The 22,443-nt window shown below is 44.3% G+C and carries 21 protein-coding genes; 6 read left to right on the plus strand and 15 right to left on the minus strand.

Annotated elements, in window-relative coordinates; all coding sequences use genetic code 11:
• Together carB and PLH26_RS08215 are read left to right on the plus strand one after the other, a co-directional pair.
• Window positions 1-2,876: carbamoyl-phosphate synthase large subunit (gene carB, locus PLH26_RS08210; RefSeq protein WP_324585528.1), on the plus strand; the 2,876-nt coding region annotated here is incomplete at its 5' end.
• A 91-nt stretch (window positions 2,877-2,967) separates the two neighbouring features.
• Window positions 2,968-4,632 carry a PQQ-dependent sugar dehydrogenase gene (locus PLH26_RS08215; protein WP_324585529.1) on the plus strand — a complete coding sequence of 555 codons (1,665 nt, stop codon included), beginning with the start codon at window positions 2,968-2,970 and terminating at the stop codon, window positions 4,630-4,632.
• 7 nt (window positions 4,633-4,639) lie between these two features.
• Here the strand turns inward: PLH26_RS08215 and PLH26_RS08220 are convergent, their stop codons facing one another.
• From PLH26_RS08220 to PLH26_RS08255, 8 genes are all read right to left on the minus strand, one after another.
• On the minus strand, window positions 4,640-6,187 hold the full coding sequence (locus PLH26_RS08220) for a DHA2 family efflux MFS transporter permease subunit (RefSeq protein WP_324585530.1): 1,548 nt from the start codon (window positions 6,185-6,187) through the stop codon (window positions 4,640-4,642).
• Between the two features lie 81 nt (window positions 6,188-6,268).
• Window positions 6,269-7,321 carry an HlyD family secretion protein gene (locus tag PLH26_RS08225; protein ID WP_324585531.1) on the minus strand — a complete coding sequence of 351 codons (1,053 nt, stop codon included), beginning with the start codon at window positions 7,319-7,321 and terminating at the stop codon, window positions 6,269-6,271.
• 29 nt (window positions 7,322-7,350) lie between these two features.
• Complete coding sequence (locus tag PLH26_RS08230) at window positions 7,351-8,676, minus strand: TolC family protein (RefSeq protein ID WP_324585532.1); 1,326 nt, start codon at window positions 8,674-8,676, stop codon at window positions 7,351-7,353.
• 21 nt (window positions 8,677-8,697) lie between these two features.
• Window positions 8,698-9,324, minus strand: coding sequence for a TetR/AcrR family transcriptional regulator (locus tag PLH26_RS08235; RefSeq protein ID WP_324585533.1), 627 nt, complete (start codon window positions 9,322-9,324; stop codon window positions 8,698-8,700).
• Between the two features lie 188 nt (window positions 9,325-9,512).
• Window positions 9,513-9,887 carry a Spx/MgsR family RNA polymerase-binding regulatory protein gene (locus PLH26_RS08240; protein WP_324585534.1) on the minus strand — a complete coding sequence of 125 codons (375 nt, stop codon included), beginning with the start codon at window positions 9,885-9,887 and terminating at the stop codon, window positions 9,513-9,515.
• A complete protein-coding gene (locus PLH26_RS08245; RefSeq protein ID WP_324585535.1) occupies window positions 9,881-10,201 on the minus strand; it encodes a hypothetical protein in 321 nt (106 codons plus the stop codon). The genes PLH26_RS08240 and PLH26_RS08245 overlap by 7 nt, the downstream gene beginning before the upstream one ends.
• Before the next feature lie 2 nt (window positions 10,202-10,203).
• Complete coding sequence (locus PLH26_RS08250; protein WP_324585536.1) at window positions 10,204-10,986, minus strand: TIGR02757 family protein; 783 nt, start codon at window positions 10,984-10,986, stop codon at window positions 10,204-10,206.
• The gene (locus PLH26_RS08255; RefSeq protein ID WP_324585537.1) at window positions 10,986-12,125 is read right to left on the minus strand and encodes a cystathionine gamma-synthase; all 1,140 of its coding nucleotides are present in this window, start codon (window positions 12,123-12,125) and stop codon (window positions 10,986-10,988) included. Before PLH26_RS08255 ends, PLH26_RS08250 begins: the two co-directional genes overlap by 1 nt.
• 307 nt (window positions 12,126-12,432) lie before the next feature.
• Here PLH26_RS08255 and PLH26_RS08260 point away from each other — a divergent pair, with 307 nt between their 5' ends.
• Window positions 12,433-12,873, plus strand: coding sequence for a hypothetical protein (locus PLH26_RS08260; RefSeq protein WP_324585538.1), 441 nt, complete (start codon window positions 12,433-12,435; stop codon window positions 12,871-12,873).
• Between the two features lie 38 nt (window positions 12,874-12,911).
• Here the strand turns inward: PLH26_RS08260 and asnB are convergent, their stop codons facing one another.
• Both asnB and PLH26_RS08270 read right to left on the minus strand, forming a co-directional pair.
• Window positions 12,912-14,798, minus strand: coding sequence for an asparagine synthase (glutamine-hydrolyzing) (gene asnB, locus PLH26_RS08265; protein WP_324585539.1), 1,887 nt, complete (start codon window positions 14,796-14,798; stop codon window positions 12,912-12,914).
• 51 nt (window positions 14,799-14,849) lie between these two features.
• Entirely contained in the window at window positions 14,850-16,583 is a 1,734-nt protein-coding gene (locus PLH26_RS08270; RefSeq protein WP_324585540.1) for an NAD+ synthase, read from the minus strand.
• Between the two features lie 157 nt (window positions 16,584-16,740).
• Here PLH26_RS08270 and PLH26_RS08275 point away from each other — a divergent pair, with 157 nt between their 5' ends.
• The gene (locus tag PLH26_RS08275) at window positions 16,741-16,965 is read left to right on the plus strand and encodes a CAMCR motif-containing small membrane protein (protein WP_324585541.1); all 225 of its coding nucleotides are present in this window, start codon (window positions 16,741-16,743) and stop codon (window positions 16,963-16,965) included.
• Between the two features lie 71 nt (window positions 16,966-17,036).
• On the opposite strand, the gene PLH26_RS08280 is transcribed toward PLH26_RS08275, so the two are convergent.
• Window positions 17,037-17,804, minus strand: a complete 768-nt coding sequence (locus tag PLH26_RS08280; protein ID WP_324585542.1) for a glycosyltransferase family 2 protein — start codon at window positions 17,802-17,804, stop codon at window positions 17,037-17,039.
• Between the two features lie 159 nt (window positions 17,805-17,963).
• Between PLH26_RS08280 and PLH26_RS08285 the strand changes: the two genes are divergently transcribed.
• Window positions 17,964-18,164: a hypothetical protein gene (locus PLH26_RS08285; RefSeq protein WP_324585543.1), complete on the plus strand. Its 201-nt coding sequence runs from the start codon at window positions 17,964-17,966 to the stop codon at window positions 18,162-18,164.
• Between the two features lies 1 nt (window position 18,165).
• Here the strand turns inward: PLH26_RS08285 and PLH26_RS08290 are convergent, their stop codons facing one another.
• Window positions 18,166-19,074: a sugar phosphate isomerase/epimerase family protein gene (locus PLH26_RS08290; protein WP_324585544.1), complete on the minus strand. Its 909-nt coding sequence runs from the start codon at window positions 19,072-19,074 to the stop codon at window positions 18,166-18,168.
• Between the two features lie 279 nt (window positions 19,075-19,353).
• Between PLH26_RS08290 and serS the strand changes: the two genes are divergently transcribed.
• Complete coding sequence (gene serS / locus PLH26_RS08295; protein WP_324585545.1) at window positions 19,354-20,625, plus strand: serine--tRNA ligase; 1,272 nt, start codon at window positions 19,354-19,356, stop codon at window positions 20,623-20,625.
• Window positions 20,626-20,848: 223 nt separating this feature from the next.
• Here serS and PLH26_RS08300 read toward each other — a convergent pair whose 3' ends face one another.
• From PLH26_RS08300 to PLH26_RS08310, 3 genes are all read right to left on the minus strand, one after another.
• The gene (locus tag PLH26_RS08300; RefSeq protein ID WP_324585546.1) at window positions 20,849-21,556 is read right to left on the minus strand and encodes a hypothetical protein; all 708 of its coding nucleotides are present in this window, start codon (window positions 21,554-21,556) and stop codon (window positions 20,849-20,851) included.
• Between the two features lie 133 nt (window positions 21,557-21,689).
• The gene (locus tag PLH26_RS08305; RefSeq protein WP_324585547.1) at window positions 21,690-21,998 is read right to left on the minus strand and encodes an SdpI family protein; all 309 of its coding nucleotides are present in this window, start codon (window positions 21,996-21,998) and stop codon (window positions 21,690-21,692) included.
• A gap of 79 nt (window positions 21,999-22,077) precedes the next feature.
• Window positions 22,078-22,443 (minus strand): OPT/YSL family transporter (locus PLH26_RS08310; protein ID WP_324585548.1); only part of this gene is annotated, 366 nt, incomplete at its 5' end.

The raw sequence follows: 22,443 nt of genomic DNA on the forward strand, positions 1-22,443 counted from the left end.
AAGAAATGCCTAAAGACAATTCTATCAAAACGGTTCTGATCATTGGTTCAGGCCCCATCATTATCGGACAAGCATGTGAATTTGATTATTCGGGAACCCAGGCTTCGCGAAGCCTGCGGGAAGAGGGAATTAAAGTAATACTGATCAACAGCAATCCGGCTACCATCATGACCGATCCCATGATGGCCGACAGGGTATACCTGCTGCCGCTTACCGTGGAAAGCATCGAGCAGATACTGGAAGAAAACCAGATTGACGCCGTACTACCCAGCATGGGCGGTCAAACGGCATTGAATTTAGCCAAGGAGGCCAATGAACTGGGCGTTTGGGAGAAACACGGGGTTAAACTGATAGGTGTGGATATTAAGGCCATAGATAAGGCAGAAGACAGGGAACTTTTTCGCAAATGGATGATAGATCTGGGGATAGCCGTAGCGCCGGCTAAAATCGCCAACTCATTTTTAGAGGGAAAGGAAATTGCACAGGAAATAGGATTCCCCCTGGTTATACGCCCTTCCTATACTCTTGGTGGTACAGGGGGTGGTTTTGTGCACAGCAGGGAATTCCTGGATGATGCGCTCGACAGGGGGTTATCTGCTTCTCCCATACATGAAGTGCTGGTAGAAAAGGCCGTGCTGGGCTGGAAGGAATTTGAGCTGGAGCTTTTGCGGGATGATGCAGACAATGTAGCCATCATATGCACAGTTGAGAATTTTGACCCTATGGGCATCCATACGGGCGATTCAATAACAGTAGCCCCCGCTATGACGCTGAGCGATACGGCTTTTCAGCTTATGCGCAATACCGCCATCCGCATGATGCGCGACCTGGGCAATTTTGCCGGAGGTTGTAATGTACAGTTCGCCCTTAATCCGGCCACCGAAGAGATTATTGCTATCGAAATTAACCCCAGGGTAAGCCGTTCCTCGGCTTTGGCTTCCAAAGCTACAGGATATCCTATTGCTAAAATTGCCGCCAAACTGGCTATCGGTTATAACCTGGATGAACTTAAGAACCAGATCACCCGGTCTACTTCAGCTTATTTTGAGCCAACACTTGATTATGTAATCGTAAAAGTACCCCGGTGGAATTTCGATAAGTTTAAGGGTGCCAATGATACATTGGGGTTACAGATGAAATCGGTGGGCGAGGTAATGTCAATTGGCCGCAGTTTTACCGAAGCCATTCAAAAAGCATGTCAAAGCCTCGAAAATGAGGCGGTGGGTCTGGGCTATTATGGCAAAAGCATGATGCGGCCTGATGAAATTATAGAATATTTAAAAACACCCAAATGGGACAGGATCTTCCGTATCAAAGACGCCCTGATGATGGGGGTAAGCGTGAAATCCATTTGTGAAGCTACCTATATTGACCGCTGGTTTATTTACCAGATCCAGCAAATAGTGAATATCGAAAAGAAAATAGCGCAGCATAACCGGCAATCCTTACCCGATGACCTGCTCATTGAAGCCAAGCACAATGGATTCAGTGATGAACAGATCTGCCGGATCATGAAAGACGGAAAAGATGAAGACATTTATGAGCGCAGGAAAAAAATGGGACTGACCCGTGTATATAAGATGGTGGATACCTGCGCCGCCGAATTTGAAGCCAAAACCCCTTATTTTTATTCGAGTTTTGAAGCACCTTCCGTTCCCGGAAATGGGAAAGCGGGCGTTGTACAAAATGAAAGCATAGTACACGAAGCCGCTTCTAAAAGTGCCAAAGGGTCTGTATTGGTTTTGGGCTCGGGGCCCAATCGCATAGGACAGGGCATTGAGTTTGATTATTGCTGTGTACACGGTTTGCTGGCCATAAAGGAATGTGGCTACGAAGCCATTATGGTTAATTGTAATCCGGAAACTGTTTCAACCGATTTTGATATTGCCGATAAACTGTATTTCGAGCCGGTATTCTGGGAACATTTATGGGAAATCGTAGAATATGAAAAACCTGCAGGCGTAATTGTGCAGTTGGGCGGACAAACCGCATTGAAATTGGCCAAAAGGCTGCATGAAAAAGGCATTCGTATTATAGGTACTTCTTTTAATGATATGGACATTGCGGAAGACCGGGGACGTTTCAGTGATCTTTTAAAAGAATTGGATATCCCTTATCCCAAATACGGCACCGCCTACGATGCCGACGATGCCATTGAAGTAGCCAAAGAAGTGGGTTACCCGGTTCTGGTGAGACCAAGCTATGTGCTGGGGGGGCAAAGAATGCGGATCGTACTGAATGACGAAGAGTTGGAAAAAGGGGTGTTGAGTTTATTAAAACATCTTCCGGGGAACAAGATCCTCATTGATCATTTCCTCGACCGCTGCCAGGAAGCAGAAATAGATGCCATTTTTGATGGCGAAACCTTTCATGTAATGGGCGTAATGGAACATATAGAGCCGGCGGGCATCCACAGCGGCGATAGCAACGCCGTATTGCCTGCTTTCAATCTCAGTCCGCTGGAAGTGACCACAATGGAATTCTATTCAGAAAAAATTGCCCGGTCGCTGAATATCCGCGGGCTTATCAATATACAATTTGCCATTAAGGATGGCGTGGTATATGTTATAGAGGCTAACCCCAGGGCTTCCCGCACTACGCCGTTTATCGCCAAAGCGTACCAGATACCTTATCTTAATATCGCTACCAAAGTAATGCTGGAAGAAGTGAAGCTGAAGGATCTTACCTTTAAGAAAAACCTGAAAGGCTTTGCTATTAAAGAGCCCGTGTTCAGCTTTAATAAATTCCCGGGCGTAAATAAAGAACTGGGCCCCGAAATGAAATCAACCGGTGAAGCTATCCGCTTCATAAAAGATTTACGCGATCCTTATTTCAGAACGCTGTATAAGGAAAGGAGCATGCATTTGAGTAAATAAGTACAGATTTTTTGTGCACCCTGCATATGGCTCATGCCTCATATTCCAACCGGCACTGTATTTGTGACGTCAGTTTTTAAACGCTATTGATATGAGACAGGAGCATTTTCACCGGCTGCAGGTTGTTTTTTTGCCCGTTCTTATTCTTTTTCTTCAGGCCATTGCCCGTTCGCAGCCGGCAATTGCTTATGAACCACTGATCAGTTCGGGACTTTCTTCACCCGTAGAAGTTGCTTCTGCCCCGGGAGACGCTACCGGCAGGTTGTTCATCGTTGAAAAGGGAGGCACCATTAAAATATGGAATGGATCGGAGGTTTCAGCAACGCCTTTTCTCGACATCAGCGCAATCATTACATCGAACGGAGAACGCGGGCTGCTGAGCATGGCCTTTCATCCCGACTATGCAAGCAACGGGTATTTTTTTATTTATTATACAGATGATGAGGGATCCGTTGCGGTTGCCCGTTACGTCGTTTCTTCCAATCCCGATATTGCCGAACCCGAACCCGATCCTGCCACGCCTTTAATAACAATACCCAAATCTTTCAGCAATCACAATGGCGGGCATCTGCAGTTTCGCACAGAGGGAGGCGTTAATTACCTGTATTTTGCTACCGGCGACGGAGGCAGCTCAAATGACCCGGATAACAATGCCCAAAACCCCGCCTCGTTATTGGGGAAGATGATCCGCATGAATGTAGATGCCATGCCTGTAACAACCGAGCAATGGGCCATTGGTCTGCGCAATCCCTTTCGCTGGAGTTTCGACCGTTCAACGGGCGATATATGGATCGGCGACGTGGGGCAGGGTGAGAAAGAGGAAGTTAATTTCCGGGAAGGAGGTTCGTCCGGCGCCAATTATGGCTGGCGTTGCTTTGAGGGAACTGTTCAAAATACAGATGTTGACCCGCTTTGCAATCCGCCAGGCAAAGTGGCGCCTGTGTTTGAATACAATAACCCGGATGAGGGCAGCTCGGTTATAGGCGGTTATGTATACAGGGGCGATGAATTTGCAACCTTACAGGGGTATTATTTTGTTACCGATCATTATTCGGGCACCGTATGGGCCATCCGGCGTGATAGCGATGGTAACTTTAGTGTTGTAAACACCCAGCCGGCTTTAAAAGCAGGCATAGCCGGCATTAGTGAAGTGCAGGATGGAACCTTATATGCGGCGGCGCTCACTGAAAATGCCATATATAAAATAATCCCATTGGAAGCTACGCCGCTCACCCTTACTCATTTTTCGGGCCGTGAAACAGATGATGGCTATAATGAATTGAGCTGGAAAACGGCAGCGGAACAAAACGTTGAGAAATTTGTAATTGAATACAGCAGCAATGGAACTGAATTCAGTAGTGCAGGTGCTGTGAATGCATCCAATAATATCAGCGGCGCTGAATATAGTTTCAGGCATTATACCATTACCGGGGGTAAAATATTTTACCGGCTGTACATTATAGACGCTGATGGCACAGGAAATTATTCTCCCGTTATCAGCATAAGCAATGCAATAGCGAACAGCATAAAAATTTATCCCACCATTATTACCGCCGGAAGGCTGGATATTAATTCGGAAAAACGGATAGACAGGGTACAGCTTTTTACAGTAGCCGGCAAGCCCGTTTTAACAAAGGAAATGAACGGAGCAAATGGCTATTTTTCTATTGTATTGCCCGCTTTGCAAAAAGGAATGTATATCATTCGATTGACCGGCCGCGATTTTCAAAAAAATCAAAAGATCATTATTCAATGATCGTATTTTAATGCGCGTCCACAGGTATAGCCACGTTCTTTTTAAATTTCTGCAGGTATACCAGCGGGATGCAGCAAAGCACAAATACACCTACCAGTAAGTATATATTATCGTAAGTGACCAGCATTGTTTGTTTGACCACCGAACCTTCGATGGCCCTGTTGGCCATTTGCTGCGCCTCAAAAGCACTATAGCCCTTGCTTTGAAAGCCCTGTATAAATGCCTGTTGTTTTTCTGTAAATGCCGGGTTATAGGGATTGATATTTTCCAGTAAGATATTCCTGTTGATCCCGCTTTTGATATGAATGAGCGTGGTAAGAATGGCGATCCCGAAAGACCCTCCTAACTGGCGCATCATATTGTTGAGCCCTGCACCCTGGCCAATATCTTTTCCGTGAAGATCCTGGATGGCAAGGGTAGTTAACGGCACAAACAGCAGGCTCATTCCAATTCCGCGTATAATGAGCGGCCAAAAGAAATTGCCGGTGCCCGATTCCAGCGTGGAATCAGACAACATCCAGCTAAAAATGAAGAACAATACAAATCCTATGGTAGACATCAACTGCGCCGGTACTCCGCGTTTAAGCATCGTTCCCACAATAGGCATCATGCATATGGTTGCCATACCACCGGGAAACAACAACTCACCGGTTTGTTGTGCAGAAAATCCCAGCAAATTCTGACAAAATACAGGGAAGATAAATACCGACCCATATAAAGCAAATCCCAGGGCAAAGGAAGTTAATATACCAACGGAAAAGCTGCGGAATCTCAGGATCTTGAAATTCACTACAGGATGATCCGTACTGAGCTCACGCCATATAAAAGCAACAGCGGCAAGGATAGTGCTTACAACAAGCACCGCAATGTAAGGGGTGGCAAACCAGTCTTCCGATTCTCCTTTTTCCAGCACCACCTGTAAGCTGCCCACGCCGATGGCCAGGAAAACGATCCCCCACCAGTCAATCGGCTGACCCTTGGCATATTTGGGCGACTCCTTTACGAACATCGAAACCAGGAACGCCGCCAGGGCGCCCACCGGGATATTTACATAAAAGATCCAGGGCCAGTTAAAATGATCGGTAATGTATCCTCCAATGGTGGGTCCCACGGTGGGGCCTACCACCGCTCCCAGTCCAAATAAAGCGGTAGCCATGCCCACTTCTTCACGGGGCCAGGTTTCTATAAGTATGGCCTGCGCCGTAGAAAGCAGGCCTCCGCCTGCCAGTCCCTGCAAGATCCTGAAAACAACCAATTCATACAGCCCGGTGGCATTGCCGCAGAGTATGGAAGCAATGGTGAAAAGTATAATGGATGCCATGAAATAATTCTTTCTTCCAAACCTGTCGCCCAGCCAACCCGACATAGGTAATACGATCACATTCGCTACTGCATAACCTGTTACCAGCCAGCCCGCATCTTCAAGCGTTGCGCCCAGGTTGCCCATGATCTGGGGCAGGGCAACATTTACAATGGTCGTATCAATCAGCTCCAGCAATGAAGCCATTATTACCGTAATGGTAATGATCCATTTTCTTAAGCCATGCTCTGCCATTGTTCTTCTTTGAATATTTATTCTATTGAACCTAAACCCTGTATTATTCACTATTCACCACTTACCCCTCACCCCTCACCACTATTTGGTATGTACGATCACTTTCACACTCATTCCCGGGCGCAGTGCTGCATTGAGATCAGTAACAGGATCAAGCTTTATCCTTACAGGAACACGCTGTACTACTTTCACAAAATTGCCTGTAGCATTATCGGGCGGCAGCAGCGAAAATTTAGCGCCTGTGGCGCCGCCAAAAGATTCAACGCTTCCATGTACCTGCGTATCCGGATAGGCATCAACAGTGATGTCTACTTTTTCCCCGATCTTCAGGTGTTCCATTTGTGTTTCTTTAAAATTAGCCGTGATATACAAGCCTTTATCGTTTACTATGGCAAGCAAAGACTGACCTGCCTGCACCAGTTGCCCCAGCTGTATATTGCGTTTGGAAGCGATGCCGCTTGCGGGGGCTATAATAGCTGTGTAGGATAGTTGCAGCCTGGCAAAATCCACGTCAGACTGCCGGCCGACGACATTGGAAGCGGTTGCCATTGCTTCCTGCTCATTGGTGCTTACTTTTTTATGAATTACCGGCACCTGGGTTTGTGCAATAAGCAAGGCAGCTTCAGCCGATTCCTTTTCTGCCTTTACCGCGTCGTACTGAGCTTTGGTAATGGCATGATCGGTATAGAGGTTTTTATAGCGGTTAAAATCTTCGGTTGCTTTCCACACTTTTACTTCAGCCGCTTTTACATTTGCCCGCGCTGTTGCAATATTGGATTCGGCTTCCTGTATGGCATAACGGGATACGGTTACTGATTGTTTGGCGGATGCCAAAGCAGCTTCCACCTGCTGCAGTTTTATTTTAAAATCCCTGTCATCGAGGATTGCCAGCGTATCGCCCGACTTCACGTGCTGGTTGTCGGTAAACCTGATCTCTTTTACATAACCACTTACACGCGATATAACCGGACTGATGTCGGCATCAACCTGAGCATTGTCTGTTACCTCATGTGCCTGGAAATAGAAGTATTCCTTTAATGTAAACGCCACAGCCAACACCAGCACTGCTGCAAGAATAACAGGAAAGATGATCTTTTTACCTTTGGATTTCTTCTGTTGTTTTTGATTGCTCATATAATTTTTTTTGCTTTTGGTCGGGCTGATTAAAGTTGAATATGCCCTGTTGACTTAAGAAGTGCATAGTATGCGGCAGTGGCATCCGATTTTGAAAGCTCTAAATTGATGCGTGCCTGGTACAGCAGGGTTTGCGCATCAATGCGTTCGGTAGTAGTGGCCAAATTATTGCGGAACTTCGACTCCATTATTCTTTCATTTTCGGCTGCCTGTGCAATGGCTTCCTGCAGCACACTTACTTTTTCCAACGCCTGTTTATACTGCAGGTAACTTTGGTTCACTTCTGTTTTGATCCTGTCTCTGGCTATCTCATACTTATCGGCTTCTTCCTGTTTCCGGATCTTTGATTCGGTTAATTTGCTTTTATTTTTATACAGGCTGCCTATATCCCATCCTACATTTATACCCACTACAAAAGGCGCCAGGTAGCTGCCGTTTTTAGGAACGATATTTCCGGAAGGGTTAATGAAATACAAATTGCCGCCGGCGCTTACCGTTGGCAGTTTTTCATCCTGTGTTTTTTTAATGTTGATGTCTGTGAGCTTCAGGCGGTATTTAAACTCGCTTAAATCCTTACGGTCTTCCAGGCCCTGGTCGAGGTAACTTTTAAACGGAGCATTTTCTCCCAGTCTGTAGTTGATGTCTTTTTCATCAATAACCGTATTGTCGGGTAAGCCCAATAATACGTTGAGGTTATAGTTAACTATTTTACGGTTATTATTCAGTTCAATTGCGGTGAGCTTCATATTTGATCTTTCGAGCTCAAACCGCAGTACGTCATTTTTGGTGGCCAGTCCCTGAGCCTCAAATTTTTTGATTTCAGCAAGTTTATTTTCTATGTCTTCAATGTTTTGCGCAAGGATCTTCTGGTTTTTCCGTAATTTATAATAATTGATATACGACTGAATAACAGTAAAAATCACTTCATCTTTATCTGCTTCAGCGTTGAGCCTGCTCATTTGCAGTAAAAGATTTGCCGATTGCCTGGCATAACGGAACCGGTTACCTGCAAAAATGGGCTGGTTGATGCTGAGCGTAGACTGGTACAGGGTATTATCGAAAGGTAAATTTAATTTTTGAGGATCGCTGCCGTTAGCAGCAGGGAGCGAGAATGATTGTGAAAGCATTAAAGCATGGTTATAGCCGGCGCTTATTCCCACCGACGGCAGAGAAGCGTCTTTGGCCTGCTCCGCCTGCGCCAGTGCCTGTTCAATTTCATGCGCCGCCAGCCTCAGCGCTTTGCTGTTTTGTACGCCCATTGCCACTGCTTCGCGGAGACTTAATGTTTTGGTTTGTGCAGATAGTTGAATAAAGCCTGTTACCCAAAAGAGCAATACGGCTGCCATTTTTTTCATACTTGCAGTAGTTGAAAATTTTCAATTCTGATTTTTTATATCCAGGTGGGCTTTCAGCAATTCTTTAAGATGTGCTTTTATCTTCGGGATCATTTTCTTCCTGTAGCCTTCTTCATCATTCCTGTCCATATGCATTAGCCGGCAATACAGGCTTTTGGATAAAGTAACCTGCGTGATCGTTCCCATCACACAGCCAACAGTAAGCTCCATATCTACTTTTCTGAACACTTTCTTTTTTTGTCCTTCTGTGATGATTTTTTTTACCTGCTCAAAATTCTTAAGCTTAATATCGGTGATCATCTCCCTGATGTCGTCTGACTGTATGGTGGGCAGGTGCATTGTCATAATGCAATGGAACTTATAATTGTTCACGATCTTGTCTACATACAGATCAATAAGTCTTTCGATCTTATCCCAGGCGGAAAGCTTTTCATCTTTATTCAGCTCTTCCAGGATACCATGTGTATAGCTCGATCTGTGGGCAATAAGTGCTACCAGCAACTTTTCTTTTGAACCAAAATAATAGGAGATCATGGCAAGGTTCACCCCGGCGTGCCCGGCTATATCCCTGACAGAAGTGCCGTTAAAGCCTTTTTCCGCAAATAGCTGTTCTGCCGAATCCAGAATACGCACCCTTTTGTCTTTCATAAACCGTTTATTTCGGGCGCAAAATTAAACAACCGTTTAAATTAAACAATCGTTTAACGGTATTCTTTCGTTAATGCTTTGTTATCCGGGGGCTTAATGAAATAACGCTTCTTTACAGGAATCCATTGCTGCCATGCCGGCACCGGAGTTAAGATGATCGGCTGCCTGCATAAATAACAATGCAAGCTTTACCGGAACTCGTGTTCATATAGCGCTTCATTGTAGCCGGCTATTATTTTATTATTATACTCAATAACCGGGCGTTTAATGATACTGTGATGCGTTAACATTACCTGAACCCCCGCTTTTTGGCTGGTTACCATTGCCTGCTGCCGGGGTGTTAAGCTTCGCCATGTAGCGCTTTTTTTATTAAATATTTTTCCCCATCCTGCCAGCCTGCTCCATTCATTCAGTTTGCCGGCTGTTATGCCTGCTTCCCTGTAGTTGTGGAATACAAAGTTTATTTTCCGCTTTTTCAGCCAGGTTATTGCTTTTTGTGTAGTATCGCAATTGGGTATTCCGTAAACGGTTATTTGTGCATTGGTTTTAAGCGTATTTACCATTTGTCTTCTGTATCACCGGGTTTATAAAAATGCTTTGTATCCTTACGGCTTTTTATCTTTTCCATTTGCCGCTCTATGATCAGTGCGGCAATCATAGCTGCCGCGTCATTATCGCCGTTTGATCGCAATAATTGCTTCAACTTTTGTTCACTCACATCTATCCGGTACAATATATTCACCAGTTTTCCGAAATCATGCTCAATCAGTTCATTTACTTTTTCCCGTACCTGCGAAAGCAATTCTTTTTCATTGAACGGATCGTGCACGCCGGTCAGCAGTTCTTTTTGCAGCAAGGTTATCAATGAGTCATCCATTTTTAGAATTTTTCAACAACGCCCAGTCCAAATAAAGCGAAATCATATTTTACCGGGTCATCTGCACAAAATTGCCGCAGGCATGCTGTTAGCTCCAAAGCAGTCAGCCAGTCGGCTTGTTTTCGCAACACCATATTAAACCGTTGGGCAACACGGGCTACATGCACATCAACAGGACAAATGAGCTGCGAGGGAGAAATATTATTCCATATTCCAAAATCAACACCCCTGTCGTCAGCTCTTACCATCCATCTTAAAAACATATTCAACCTTTTGCAGGTAGATTTTTTATCCGGGGTGGCAATGTGTTTTCGCGTACGCGGCGGTGCATCCGGGAGGGAAAAAAAGTAGTGATAAAAACCACGCAATGCATTTTCGGTGGTAGCGTCACCCGGACGCATCCATTGTGTGAAAGCTGTTTCTAAAGAATCGGAATGTGTATAATGGTATTTTAGAAATTCAACGAAGTACAAAATATCTGTTGCATTGAACGTTCTGTGTTTAAATAATAACAGTCTTTTAAATTCCATTTCGCCTGCATGCAGGCAAAAATCATGCGGCGCATTATCCATTGCCTGCATTAAAGATTTGCTTTTGGCAATAATGGTAGTACGGTTTCCCCAGGCCAATATTGCAGCAAAGAATGCGGCAATTTCTATATCCTGCTTTTTTGTAAAAGCATGAGGCACGCAGATGGGGTCGGTGGCAATAAAGGAACGCTGGTTGTATTCATCTGCCTTTCTGTTCATAAGATCCTTAAGATGGGCAGGCAGGTTTATTTGCATTATCCGAGGGCCTGCTTTAAGTCTTCTGTAAGGTCTTCCGCATCTTCAATGCCTACGCTCAGGCGGATGAGTGAATCCATCAGGCCGTTCGCTATTCTTTCTTCTCTTGGAATGGAAGCATGCGTCATGCTGGCCGGATGACCGATGAGTGACTCCACGCCACCCAACGATTCTGCACAGGCGAAGAGCTTCGTGGATGATAATACTTTTTCTGCTGCGGCTATCGTGTTATCCTTCAGCTCAAAGCTGATCATACCGCCAAAACCCCGCATTTGCGCTTTGGCAATAGCATAATTTGGATGGTCTTCAAATCCGCACCAGTGCACTTTAGATACTTTAGGGTGCCGGCGCAGAAAATGAGCGATATGTTCTCCGTTTTCGCAATGCCGTTGCATGCGTACATGCAGTGTTTTTAAACCGCGCAGCAAAAGGAAACAATCCTGTGGGCCGGGTACGGCGCCACATGCATTCTGTAAAAAATACAACCGGTCTGCTATATCTTTATTGCCGGTGATGATACATCCGTGCACAACATCGCTATGTCCGCCAATATATTTGGTTGCGGAATGCATTACCATATCTGCTCCGAGATTGAGTGGATTTTGCAGGTAAGGTGAAGCAAAAGTGTTATCCACTGCCAGCAATGCACCTGCTTTTTTTGCAATGGCAGCACAGGCTTTAATATCAATGATCCGTATTAAGGGATTGGTAGGCGTTTCCAGCCAGATCATTTTAGTGGCAGGCGTTATATGTTCGCTGAGGTTGCCGGCACTGCTCATGTCAATGAATTTAAATTTCAGCCCGTATGTCTCCCAAACTTTTCTCATCAGCCTGTACGTGCCTCCATACAAATCGTTGGTACTGATGATTTCATCACCGGGTTTAAAAAGTTTAAGCAAGGTATCTGTTGCCGCAAGTCCGCTGCCAAAGCTGATGCCAAACTGCCCGTTTTCAGACGCAGCCAGCGCGTTTTGCAATTGTGTGCGGGTAGGGTTTTGTGTGCGGGCATATTCGTACCCTTTATGTTTACCCGGGCCGTCCTGCACAAAAGTTGAGGTTTGAAAAATGGGCGTCATAATAGCACCCGTGGAAGGGTCAGGATGTACGCCTGCATGAATAAACTTAGTAGCTGGTTTCATATCGTAAATAAGATGAGATGCAAAGATGAGGAAATGAAATGAGTTTCAACTTATCAAGTTATTTTCCGGAGTTCCAGTTTAACAGAAACTTAACCGCACCCGCGTAACAATCCGTAATATTTTTTGAAACGCTTTACTGTAAAGGGTTTTACCCGATGGATGAATTATTATCTGTGTAACCCGTTAGCGTGTGGCAAATACCATCTTATCTTGACCAATCCGCTGGCATAGTATAGCTTCTGAATGAATAACGACGGTCTATTTTTGTTCCGTCAAAACGATTAATAATTCAGGTAAATGTAATGTTATGAAAAAAATAATTGTTCTTGCCGTTGTTGCCCTGATGTCAGCAGGTGTCTATGCCAACGCTCCTGTCGTCAGCGAAAAAGTGCTCAAAGCATTCCGGGAAACTTTTACCGCAGCCCAAAATGTGAGCTGGCATGAAACCAAAGACCAGTACTCCGTTCGGTTTTTACAGTCGAATGTGAGGTATATTGTTTACTACAATAAAAATGGCAGGATTACTGGTTCTATGCGCTTTTACGAACCTTCCCTGTTGCCAATGAATATTTTGTCGGAGCTGAAAAGAAGCCATACAAAAAAATCGCTTTATGGCGTTACGGAAATCACTTCCGGCGACAATGTTGCTTATTTTGTAAAAATGGAAGACAGTAAGAACTGGTATACCATTAAGGCAGATGCTTATGGTAACAGCGAGGTGTATGAAACGCTGAAGAAGCAAAAATAATACTGAATTACAGGTTAACGCAACGATCCAAAGCAACCCTACGGCAGGTGCAGCAGGGTTGCTGCTATAAGATAACGCCAATCGCGGTTCTCCTGGTCATAAGCAGCCCGCGGGCGAACAGAGATATTCAGTACATCTTTTTTAAGAATGCCTGCAGCCGAAAGCTTTTGTTTGGCATCATGTATGCGCTCCTGCAATGAATGTTGCTTCATCCATTGCATTTGAGGAGGTTCAAAACCGATTTTATCTTTTCTCCAGGTAACGGTTGCAGGCAATTCATTTTTCATGCTTTCCCGCAGGATCCATTTGGTATAACCCTCCCGTATTTTATGTTCACCCGGAACGGAAAAAAGAAATTCCACCAGCTCATGACTGAGAAATGGCAACCGCAGCTCAATTCCGTGTGCCATTGAATTGCGGTCGGCATAGCACAGCAGTTCTTCCAGCCCGTGTTGCATGGTATTGTAATACAAAATATCGTTTAACCGGCTCACAAAGGGCTTACCGCAGCCATCCCGGTTATCAAACGCCCGTATAAAAGCCGGCTCTATTTCACTATTAACAGCAAGTCTCCTTTGTTCCCTTTTTTGCAGCGCTAACGCGGCAAGTCCCGGCGCACAGGCAGCCACATAGTTTTTGTATCCCCATTCAAAAGCTATATTGTTGCCTGCCAGGGCCTTTTTTTCCTTTCTAAACTGCTTAAATTTTTTATGACTTACCAGTTCCTGAAGCCACCAGTGTATATATTTGGAATAGCCGCCTATTGTTTCATCGGCTCCCTGTCCGTCTAACAGCACTTTAATACCATGCCGGCCTGCCAGTTGGCAAACGGCATATTGTGCAAACGCACTGGATGACCCTATTGGCTGCTCATGATGGTAGCAAATCTTTTCCAGGCTGTCAACCAAACAGGAATGTGCAGGCGAAACCGAAAAATTGGTAAGGGCAAATGCAGACACCACCTCCCGGATGTATTTCGATTCATCTTTTTCATAACCCGGAAAAACAGCCGAAAAGCTTTTATAACTTTTATCCTTAAAACACAGGGCATGTATGGCGCCTGCAATGGAAGAACTATCCAGGCCTCCGCTCAGGCTTGTGCCAATGGGCACATCGCTCCTTAGTCTTCTTTTAACCGAGGTAAAAAAAAGAGACCTGAATTTTTCCACCGCTTCTTTTTCGTTGCAGGAGCTGATCCCGTCTTTATCAATATCCCAGTAACGACAGGCTGCAATACGGCCGCGTTTAACCTGCCATTTCATATAATGTGCAGGAGGAAGCGCGTATATATTTTTATAGAAAGTGCGGTGCTTTTCCACCGGAAAATGTGTAAAACCCAGTCCGATATAATACAACAACGCCTCTTCCTCTACCGTTCTTTTGATCCCGGCCGCCCATAAAGCCTTCATTTCACTGGCAAAAAGAAAAATTCCGCCGGGTTCATCCCAATAATAAAAAAAAGGTTTTTCGCCAAACCGGTCCCTCGCAGTAAAAAGTGTTTGTTCTTCTGCATCCCAAATACCAAAGGCGAACATCCCGTCAAAAAGCTGCAAACATTCTTCCCTGAAGCAATCGTATGCCGCCAGTATCACCTCTGTATCGGAGCTGGTGCGGAAAGTATATCCTTTGGAAATGAGCTGTTCTTTTATTTCAGGGAAATTGTAGATCTCCCCGTTGTAGGTTATTGTATATCGCTGAGCGGCAGTTGGAAGGCCGCCGGAAGAATAATGCATGGGTTGGGCTGCTGATTCACTCAAATCAATAATGGATAGCCTTCTGTGTGCAAATCCAACTGTGCCATCCCGGCTGATCCAGTATCCTTCACCATCAGGGCCGCGGTGCGCTATAGCATCCGCCATTTTTTTTAAGCGGTGGGTAGTAATGGACGCAGGGTTGGGTGATATAATACCGGCAATGCCGCACATAGTAGGTAAATATCTAAAATCTTTAAGGTAAACACGAATTTTTTCGGCAGATCAGCTTAAATATTTTCCTACGATCGGCATTCTTCTTCCTACGCCAAAAGCTTTGGAGCTCACGCGTATAACAGGACAAAACTGGTTGCGTTTGTATTCATTTATATTTACCAGCTTCAGTATTCTGTTTACCAGCGCAGCGTCAATACCCATTGCTATGATTTCGTTTGGTCCCTGCCTTTTTTCAATATATTGATACAATACTTTATCCAGCACATGGTAGTCGGGCAAACTGTCACTGTCTTTCTGGTTGGGACGTAATTCGGCCGAAGGAGCTTTGGTAATGATGCTCAGGGGAATAATCTCATTATCACGGTTAATATATTGCGCCAGGGCATATACCTGCATTTTATAAACATCGCCGAGTACGCTTAACCCGCCGGCCATATCGCCGTATAAAGTGCCGTAACCGGTTGCCAGCTCACTCTTGTTGGAAGTGTTCAGTAGTATATACCCAAATTTATTGGCAATGGCCATTAAAAGGTTCCCGCGCAACCGGCTCTGGATATTTTCTTCCGCAACACCAAACGGCAGGTTCTTAAAAAGTGGATCTAAGGTAGTAAGAAAACTATCATAGATATCTTTAATAGGGATGATATCATAAGGATTACCCAGCGTTTGGCTGAGCTGTTCTGCATCTTTTACAGAATGGCCGGATGAAAACGGGGAGGGCATTAAAATTGCGCGAACATGGTTTGCGCCTAATGCTTCACACGCCAAAGCCAGCACCACTGCGCTGTCTATACCGCCGCTGCTGCCCAGTATGGCCTTTGAAAACCCCATTTTGCTGAAGTAATCCCGAATACCCAATATAAGCGCATCATGAATTTGACGGATATTATTACCGGCAGTAAGAAAGTCAATGATCTTGTCGGGGTCATCGATTTTAGAAACGCGCATTTCTTTGTCGGTTTGACCCGAAATAACTGCCGGTTGCTGACCCCGCGTCTCACTTTGTTGTACGGATGGGTTACCGGGCTCTCCTATATCTATTGTGCTAAACGCTTCTTCAAAGTAAGCCATTTCTTCCAGCAGGTTACCTTTTGCATCATATGCAAGGCTGCCCCCGTCGAATACAATTTCTGTTTGTGAGCCAACGGCATTGCAATACACCAAAGGCAGGTGATATTTCAGCACATTGGCTTCTGCCACTTCTTTACGGTCTTCATCGTGATCATAATCAAAAGGAGATGCTGAAATGTTGATCATGATATCGGGCTGTTGCTTTGCCAGCATATCCATCGGGCAAATGCGGTATAATGGATTGTTACCGAGGTTCCACACGTCTTCACAAATGGTAAGCGCTATGCGATGGTCTTTGAAAGGAATTACGTTCCATTCAAAGGCGGGTTCGAAATACCTGTTTTCATCAAATACATCATAGGTAGGCAGTAATGTTTTGTGCGCCACACCCAGTACTTCCCTGTTGTACAGCAGCCATGCTGCATTAAAAAGGTCTTTACCGAGAGGATTGGGATTTCTTTGCGGAGCGCCGACGATGACGCCTATACCTTCGGTATATTGTTTTATTTTATCAACGGAAACATAGCATTCCTTTATAAAATCATCAAATTCCAGAAAATCCCGGGGGGGATAACCGCAAACACTCAGCTCCGAAAAAACAACCAGTTCGGCGCCGGCGTTTTTAGCCTGTTCAATAGCAGATATGATTTTCCTTGTATTGCTTTCAAAATTACCGATATGATAATTTTGCTGGGCTATTGCGATCCTCATGCTGCAAAATTAAAGGTGCTGTCAACGGGCGCAAAAATAATCTTTACTCGCCCCCCTTCCTGTTTGCCCGCTCTGCATCCGAAAATCAGCCGCCGGCAGGCTATCGTTTGGCAACACACCGGTTTGTTTGTACCTTCGTTACTCCAATTGAAATGCAATGAAAAAGACAACTGCTGTTTTGCTGGGAATAATTTTAATGGTACTGAGTGCAGTCACTGTTTCTGCCCAATGTTCTATCTGCACTAAAACCGCACAGCAAATGGGCGAAAAACCTGCAAAAGCATTGAATGCGGGTATACTCTATCTTATGGTTACGCCTTTTGCTGTGGTAGGGTTTATTGGTTACCGCCTGTGGAAACAAAACAGGGATGATAAGGCTTAATGATACCGGTAAATTTGTCCTCCCCGCGTCAAAAGATTTTCCCTGCCGTTCTTTTGTTTTTCCCGATCGGGTCAGGTGACATTGTGCTTTCGCTGAAGTTGTAAAAGCTTCACATATTTAAGCAGGGTTTGATAAGCAACACTTTTTGCTATCAAAAAGCCATTCACGCCATCTAAAAACCCTCTTTTAAAAATATAACCCGTAACGAAAGCGGCAAGCGGATTAAAAATGACATGAAATATGGTTGACCTTTTGCCTTTTTTTAGCATAGCCTCCGATTGTATGGTGGTAAACCGGTTCATCTGCACTATGTGCTCGTCTATGGTATAATAGGTGTAATGCAGTATGTCTCCCGGTAAACGGCAAATGCTGGTTTCCGGGTCCATTTCAATTTTATCATGCGGATTAATGCCACCCCATTTCCCCCTTTGCCTGTTCAGTATACGCAGTTTCCTGTCGGGATACCATTTACCATGCCTTATCCATTTGCCGCAGTAATTGGCACAGCGGTTCATTGTGTACCCGTCGTAAGGGAATCCCTCCTCCTTTGCAGCAGATATTGCGTTGTAAAGCGTTTCATCAAGCGCTTCATCTGCATCCAGCGATAATACATGATCGTATTTTGCCTGTTGGAGCGCAAAATTCTTTTGTTCAATATAACCCAAAAAAGGCTGCTCAATAAAGCGTACGCCGTATTGCCGGCAAATTCCTTTTGTAAAATCTTGTGACAGGGAGTCTACAACAACAATTTCATCTGCAATATCTTTTACACTTTCCAGGCACCGCGCAATATTCTTTTCTTCATTGAATGTGATGATAACAACGGATAAAGGTTTCATTAAATATATATTTTATAGATATACCAATCATAATAGTACGCCGAACTTTAAACATCTATTTTTATACCAATAGCTCCAGGACGTCTTTTATTAACGTAACTTTCTGCCTGACAGTCATGCGCAGCATTGCGTTGCTTCTGTTAAATATGGTGAACAACCGTGAAACGCGAGAAGCGAACACTTCTTTCGTTTGCTCATTTTTCACCATGGACTACAGGCAGACATTACCTGACGTGGCAGCGTAAGTTCATTGAACTGTTAAAAATGGAAAAAATTGCCTGCCCTCCTTATAAAAAAAGAAATAAAATGAGAAAGATCGGTTTCAGGGGGCTGGCCGGTATTGAAAGACGGGTAATCTGATTTATGAGTAACCCCACTTCTTCATGATCTTCAGATCTTCATTTATGCTTTCCATGGGTGTTTTTCCCTGGTAAGATTCCTGCTCAACAATAAAGTGTTTGGTACCGGATTTCCTGCCCAGATCAATTACCTCTTTTACCGGGATAACACCTTTACCCAAGACGGTACTTTCGTAAGGAGCATGCCCTTCTGTTGACTTTATTTCATCTTTTACATGCATAGATTCAAACCTGCCCGGATATTTCTTCATAATATCGAGTGCTTTTGCACCGGCATTATACATGTTTCCAATATCCAGTTGCTGTACTACGAGCGACGGATCGGTATTTTGAAGAATAATATCAAAAACGGTTGTGCCGTTAAGCTTTTGGCTAAACTCAAAATCATGGTTGTGATATCCAAACCTCATTCCTGATCTTTTACACAACTCACCGCTTTTATTGAATACATCCATGTAACGTTTCATATCGTCGTATGTTTTACGAAGGCTTTCATCCAGCCAGGGGCTGATCACTATCTGCTGTCCTAAAGTGGCTGCATCTTCAACGGTCATTTTCCATGCGTCTGTAAAATCATTCTTAGCGGCATCCCAGTGCTGCTTACCCATTACGGTATGCCCGCTGGGCATCTTTAAGCCAAGATCATCCAGTATTTTTTTAAACGCCGTTGCACTATAGCCATAGAATTCCCTGTTTACATAATTGGCATGCTCTACGTGCTTATATCCCATGGCTGCCACCTTTTTAAGACTGCCAAGCGGATCGCTTTTCATGTCATCACGTATGCTGTACAATTGTATGCCGAGCAGCTCGCCCGGGTTTTTAGCGGCAAACAGTTCATTGGATAATATTGTGGTTCCGGCCAATGCCAGTGCAGTTTTTTTCAGGAAATTCCTTCTTGATGTATACATTGGATAGAATGGTTTAATAAATGACCAAAGCGGTAAAACTATTTTGAACTCAAAAGATAAGACTTTTATAATAAAACATAATAATGATTGGGTATCGGATAAATATTTACGTCTCCCGCTCGCGGATCAATGCCGTCATCTTTTTAAGGTAGATCAAGTTTTCTCATGTTGGCCTTCTACCTGGTCTGCGGGTGTTGTTTTCACATCACTCAACATTTTATATTCCCTCCCATTTGGTTCTTTTCAGCCAACAACTACCTTTGCCTGAAATTGCTGAAAATGTTACAGGTAAATATCATCAGGCAGGATATAGCCCTGGTTAAAGAAAAGCTGGCAGTTAAGCATTTTCCAGACCCCGGGTTGGTGGATAAGATCATTGCATTGGACGATGAAAGAAAAAAGCTTCAATCGGATTTCGAAAATCTTCAGTCTAAAGTGAACAGCAGCTCAAAAACAATTGGGCAACTGATCGCAAAAGGGCAGAAAGAAGAAGCTGAAAATGCAAAAAAAGCAGTAGCGGGTTATAAATCGCAAATAAGCGGGTTGAACGAAAAGCTGGCTGAAACAGAGAAACAATTGACCGATGAACTGGTAAAATTGCCGAACCTGCCATCCGATAAAGTGCCTGCGGGTAAAACTCCTGAAGACAATGTGGTTATGCGTGAAGGCGGTATCAAACCGCAATTGCCCGAAAATGCAGTTCCGCACTGGGATTTGATAAAGCGGTATGATATCATTGACTTTGAAAACGGCGCAAAGATCACCGGCAGCGGCTTCCCGCTATACAAAGGTCAGGGGGCCCGGCTTCAAAGAGCGCTGGTCCAGTATTTTTTGGATTACAATACCGCCGCAGGTTATACCGAATATCTTCCGCCCTTTATGGTAAATGAAGCTTCCGCCTATGGCACGGGGCAGCTGCCCGATAAAGAAGGACAGATGTACTATATGCCTGCGGATAATTTTTACATGATCCCTACTTCGGAGGTCCCGGTAACCAATATATACCGCGATGAAATTATTAAGGAAGAAAATCTTCCTGTGAAAATGACGGCTTATTCACCCTGCTTCAGAAGGGAGGCAGGTAGCTTTGGTAAGGATGTGCGGGGATTGAACCGCGTACACCAGTTTGAAAAAGTAGAGATCGTACAGCTCACCCATCCCGACAAAAGTTATGATGCGCTGGAAGAAATGGTACTGCATGTTGAAAAATTACTGGGTACTTTACATCTTCCTTACCGCATTTTAAAATTGTGTGGGGGCGATATGGGCTTTACTTCAGCACTTACCTACGATTTTGAAGTATACAGTGCGGCACAGGAACGCTGGCTTGAAGTAAGTTCCGTAAGTAATTTTGAAGCTTACCAGGCCAACAGGGCAAAGATCCGGTTCAAAGATCTAAACGGGAAAAACCAGTTGCTTCATACCTTGAACGGAAGCTCGCTGGCTCTGCCCCGCATAGTAGCCTGCCTGCTCGAAAACAATCAACAGGAGAATCATATTGCGCTACCCGAAGTATTGCATAAATATTTTGGGGCCAACAGCATAGCATAAATTCCAATCACATAGGTACAGTACGGACATAGGCACACAATAGGGGTAACAAAACTATGTGTACCTATGTGCATCTATGATCCTATGTGTCAAAAAAGAGAATAACACATAGGCACAGTAGATGCATAGAACACAATAGAGGTGAAACAAAACAACACTATGTGTACCATGCATCTATGATCCTATGTGCCAAAAAAAGAATAACACATAGTCCACAATAAAATTACTTCACCTTCTCCACTACAATACGGGTATTGCTTAAATGAGTAATGATCACTTTTAGCATATCGCCTCTTTTTAGGGACGAAAGCTCTTCGGTAGGTAACTGTATTTTAGTCTGTATCTTATCGCCAAAGAGATCAAGGTATGCGCCATAAGGTGAAACTTTGGCAACAGGAGCCTCTATCTCCATCCTATTCTTAAAGTGCTGTACCGCCTTCCGGAATTCAGGAATATAGTCGTGTGTAAACAACTCGGCCGCCAGCTTTTGGGGTTTATCCGGATGGAGCAATTTAAATTCAACAGGTTCATTAAAACTTTTTTCGGCAGGCGGTTTTTCCCATTTGGATAGTACGAGCGGGAAGAAGAGATAAGTATCCCATTCTTTTACAAAAAATTGATCATCTACCCATTTCAAATATCCTTTAAAGCGATTATCGGTTGCGGCTTTATGAATGAGCTGCTCTATTGCGGTGTTGTACAGGAATTTCAGATCCCGGGCTACTATCCTTTTACCACGGTCGGCACCTTTAATCTGAAAACTCACCGCATCACCTGCGCGATATTGATGAGGCTTCTTTGTTTTTTCCCTGTCATCCGTTTTGCAGGTGATCGTTTTCTTCTTATCCTTATGAATGTATTCAATAGATACATATTCTTTCTCGTGATTTACAGATGTGATCTTTCCTATAATGATAGCGTTATTATCCATGCTGTACAATTTATGCGAAGGTGGGGAAATTATATGAAGCTTCCGGGCTATCCGGTCGGTACGCGCAGCGTCAGACCGGGTAGTATTTTGCGGTCTGACCCTCCTTCGCCGGATGCTGACCACAAAACATAGATCATTCGGTTTTCCTGTTCCCCTCTTTGTCAAACAATTTTTTTAAATGCCGTTCCGTAAGCGGAACAGGCAACAGGGTAAATAAAAAAGTAAGTATTGTTCCGGTAATTATACCTGTTTGGCTTAAGGATGAAACAAAAAAAGAAAGCACACCCGTTATTACAAGAGCAATGCCGCAAAACAACATCAGCTTTGAAGAATAGCGGTTCGCTTCTTCCCAGGTTTGCTGGTTGCGCATGGAGGCCTTTGTTCTGTACCCGTAACCTGCATTGATCTTTTTAGGCGGATAAAACAGGGTTATTGCGCTCATAACAATAAGTGTGCAACCGGTAACGAATGTTATGATGGTGAAGGGAGACATATAATATCGAACCTTTTAAAAAGGAGATCTATTTACTTTTCGCCACTTTATACAATAAGCCGCCCAGCGCTGCAAAAAATAATACTCCTAATAGCTCATAGCCCAATGCACCGCCCAGCACGCTGGTTATACCATGTTCAAAGCTCAGTTTTTTCAATCCGTTTAAAATCGCATCATTGGCCGATAAGAAGGCAACAACAACGCCGGCTATTGCACCGCCTGCTACCAATCCCGTTGCAAACAGGTTGCCTTTGCCCAGATCTTCCTCACCGGGTTGCAACACCTCACCTTTTCTTTTAGCCTGCCAGTCAACAATACCCCGAATAGCACCGCCGATAAAAATAGGCAATGTAGTAGCCAGCGGCAGGTACAATCCAATGGCGAAAGACAATGC

The sequence above is a fragment of the Agriterribacter sp. genome (assembly GCF_035444585.1).
Lineage (GTDB): Bacteria > Bacteroidota > Bacteroidia > Chitinophagales > Chitinophagaceae > Agriterribacter.

What these genes read in the sequence shown, in the direction of transcription:
- PLH26_RS08235 (WP_324585533.1), bottom strand. Translation starts at nt 9,324, where the DNA reads ATGAAAGACAAAAGGGTGCGTATTCTGGATTCGGCAGAACAGCTATTT.
- PLH26_RS08280 (WP_324585542.1), bottom strand. Translation starts at nt 17,804, where the DNA reads ATGAAACCTTTATCCGTTGTTATCATCACATTCAATGAAGAAAAGAAT.
- PLH26_RS08260 (WP_324585538.1), top strand. Translation starts at nt 12,433, where the DNA reads ATGAAAAAAATAATTGTTCTTGCCGTTGTTGCCCTGATGTCAGCAGGT.
- serS (WP_324585545.1), top strand. Translation starts at nt 19,354, where the DNA reads ATGTTACAGGTAAATATCATCAGGCAGGATATAGCCCTGGTTAAAGAA.
- PLH26_RS08275 (WP_324585541.1), top strand. Translation starts at nt 16,741, where the DNA reads ATGAAAAAGACAACTGCTGTTTTGCTGGGAATAATTTTAATGGTACTG.
- PLH26_RS08220 (WP_324585530.1), bottom strand. Translation starts at nt 6,187, where the DNA reads ATGGCAGAGCATGGCTTAAGAAAATGGATCATTACCATTACGGTAATA.
- PLH26_RS08250 (WP_324585536.1), bottom strand. Translation starts at nt 10,986, where the DNA reads ATGCAAATAAACCTGCCTGCCCATCTTAAGGATCTTATGAACAGAAAG.
- PLH26_RS08215 (WP_324585529.1), top strand. Translation starts at nt 2,968, where the DNA reads ATGAGACAGGAGCATTTTCACCGGCTGCAGGTTGTTTTTTTGCCCGTT.
- PLH26_RS08255 (WP_324585537.1), bottom strand. Translation starts at nt 12,125, where the DNA reads ATGAAACCAGCTACTAAGTTTATTCATGCAGGCGTACATCCTGACCCT.
- PLH26_RS08290 (WP_324585544.1), bottom strand. Translation starts at nt 19,074, where the DNA reads ATGTATACATCAAGAAGGAATTTCCTGAAAAAAACTGCACTGGCATTG.
- PLH26_RS08230 (WP_324585532.1), bottom strand. Translation starts at nt 8,676, where the DNA reads ATGAAAAAAATGGCAGCCGTATTGCTCTTTTGGGTAACAGGCTTTATT.
- PLH26_RS08245 (WP_324585535.1), bottom strand. Translation starts at nt 10,201, where the DNA reads ATGGATGACTCATTGATAACCTTGCTGCAAAAAGAACTGCTGACCGGC.
- PLH26_RS08270 (WP_324585540.1), bottom strand. Translation starts at nt 16,583, where the DNA reads ATGAGGATCGCAATAGCCCAGCAAAATTATCATATCGGTAATTTTGAA.
- PLH26_RS08305 (WP_324585547.1), bottom strand. Translation starts at nt 21,998, where the DNA reads ATGAGCGCAATAACCCTGTTTTATCCGCCTAAAAAGATCAATGCAGGT.
- PLH26_RS08300 (WP_324585546.1), bottom strand. Translation starts at nt 21,556, where the DNA reads ATGGATAATAACGCTATCATTATAGGAAAGATCACATCTGTAAATCAC.
- PLH26_RS08225 (WP_324585531.1), bottom strand. Translation starts at nt 7,321, where the DNA reads ATGAGCAATCAAAAACAACAGAAGAAATCCAAAGGTAAAAAGATCATC.
- asnB (WP_324585539.1), bottom strand. Translation starts at nt 14,798, where the DNA reads ATGTGCGGCATTGCCGGTATTATATCACCCAACCCTGCGTCCATTACT.
- PLH26_RS08240 (WP_324585534.1), bottom strand. Translation starts at nt 9,887, where the DNA reads ATGGTAAATACGCTTAAAACCAATGCACAAATAACCGTTTACGGAATA.